1 protein-coding gene is annotated in these 2,059 nt (G+C 57.6%); it reads left to right on the forward strand.

Going from position 1 to position 2,059, the window contains the following annotated elements; translation table 11 throughout:
* Positions 1-747: 747 nt before the first annotated feature.
* Positions 748-1,761 carry a porin gene (locus ACFFAR_RS31625; protein ID WP_375509276.1) on the forward strand — a complete coding sequence of 338 codons (1,014 nt, stop codon included), beginning with the start codon at positions 748-750 and terminating at the stop codon, positions 1,759-1,761.
* The last annotated feature ends 298 nt before the right edge of the window (positions 1,762-2,059 follow it).

Raw genomic sequence — 2,059 nt, forward strand, 5'->3', positions numbered from 1 at the left:
TCAAATACGATGTGGTGCAGCCAAGCCGCAGGTCGATGGAGACGACATGCATTGCTATTTAGCTTATGCCGCGCCTGGCAGTTACATAGGTGATCACCCGAGCCGCGCAGTGACGAGCCTGATGCCGTCAGGACCGCGGGTGGTGCAGGCAATCTCGCCGCGGAGACCCATGCGCAGAAGATGACACAGCCGGCCTACGCACCGACTTTCCTCGACTAGCGGTGTCGCCATCGTCAATTTGGCAATCGTAGCCGTGCGTTCGAAGCCGTATGGAACGATCCGTCCCTGCGTTGCAGCGGCTTGTACCTCGAATTCGACCGGTCGGCCGTCACCGCTTTGCGGGGCGACGAGAAAGCCGAAAACCGTCTTAGACCATGCATGCGTTCCCTAGAGGGATGCAGCAGTGATGTTTCAGCAGACGCGAGCCGATATGCGAGGAGAACATTGGCCGGACGAAGTTTACAACTGCAAGCGCAGGCGATGGCTCAAGACAAACAAGTAAATCTTAACGGCCGCGCGGAGTCGGTTTATTGCGGGGTCAGCCTCGCGGCACCGCAGTGCAGGTAGCGAACGCGGAGAGCAGAACAACCAGCCCGAAGCATATCGGGGATACACATGGAGACGGTAATGCGACGCATGCAACAAACACAAAAATGTGCATCGGCTTATAGACGGTTGCGGAAGGCTCGTCCGACCGCACTCGCAGCAGATTTGCAGCGAAGACTACCCTATATTTCGAGATACAAGATGATCAGGAAACTCGCGGTCCTGCTGGCCGCATTCCAAGTGGTGGGCGTGGCTCACGCGCAGTCGTCAGTCACGCTCGCTGGCGTGGTCGATGGCGGCATTCGTTACACGAGGACAGGTCTTGGCGACCAGTTCTCCATGAATTCGAATGGTTTATTCACCTCGAACCGGCTCGATTTTATCGGAAATGAGGACCTGGGCGGCGGATTGAACGCGCACTTCCGGCTTGAAAGCGGCTTCAATCTCGGCAACGGCGCTTTTGACAACACGAACAATGTAGCCTTCAATCGGGGCGCATATGTAGGCGTGGGTGGTGCCTTCGGATCAGTGGATCTGGGCCGGCAATACACCATCGCGCACGATGTGGTCGCCGATTACGATCCCTTCATGTTCGAGTATCCCGGTATCATTCCGCTAACACCGGCGACGGACGGAACGCGCTTTAACAACGACGTGAAATACACAGGCGGATTCGGCGGACTACGCCTGCGCGCGGAGAACTCGTTCGGCGGCGCGGCGAGCGATTTTAACGCAGGGTCGGCGCGTGGCGTGGGCATGCAATATCGCTGGGGTTGGCTGAACGTCGGCGGTGCGTATCTTTATCGCACGGTGCTCGTTGGCACGACATATCAGCCTGATAACTACTACGTTGTTGGCGCAGAGCTGACTTTTGGGAAGTTTCGTCTCGCGGGCGGCTACATGAATGAGAATCGCGATTCGGTATCCTCCACGCCGGATGTGCGTACGCTCAACTACTGGGGCGGTTTCTCGTACCAGGCCACGCCGTCTGTAAACATCGGGGCGGGCTATTATATTACCGACCTTCCAAATACGAGCGGCAAGCGCACGCAAGGGCTCGCGAGCGTGGCGTACTCGCTCTCGAAAGCCACGCGGCTATATGCCGAGGTGGACTACACCAAATTCACCGGCACCTACATTTCCGACACGACACTCAATGCGACTCGTCAGCCGCATCAGCTCGCGGTTTCCGTAGGTGTCAATCACGGCTTCTGAAGCCGCGAAGCGAGCGCTCGTCAAAGTATCGGCGGATTTGGGAGCGGCATCGTGCCGGACAACAGGCGCCCGTTGAGCGAGCGGGGGTTCGTCGCATTCGGCAAACAGCGGGAGCTGCTATCCGTAACCGCAGCGTTGATGTTCATCGCAGCGCCTGGGAATAACGCCAATGTCGCGAAGTCAGCACCGCTGCTTGCGCAGCCGTGTCGCCAATCTCATTTGCATGCGGGTGCGTGTCCGAAGAAGCGGATTGATTTCATTCCAACATTTAAGCCTGGGCGTTCATGCCGATTATGAT

The organism is uncultured Caballeronia sp. (genome assembly GCF_964243625.1).
Lineage (GTDB): Bacteria > Pseudomonadota > Gammaproteobacteria > Burkholderiales > Burkholderiaceae > Caballeronia.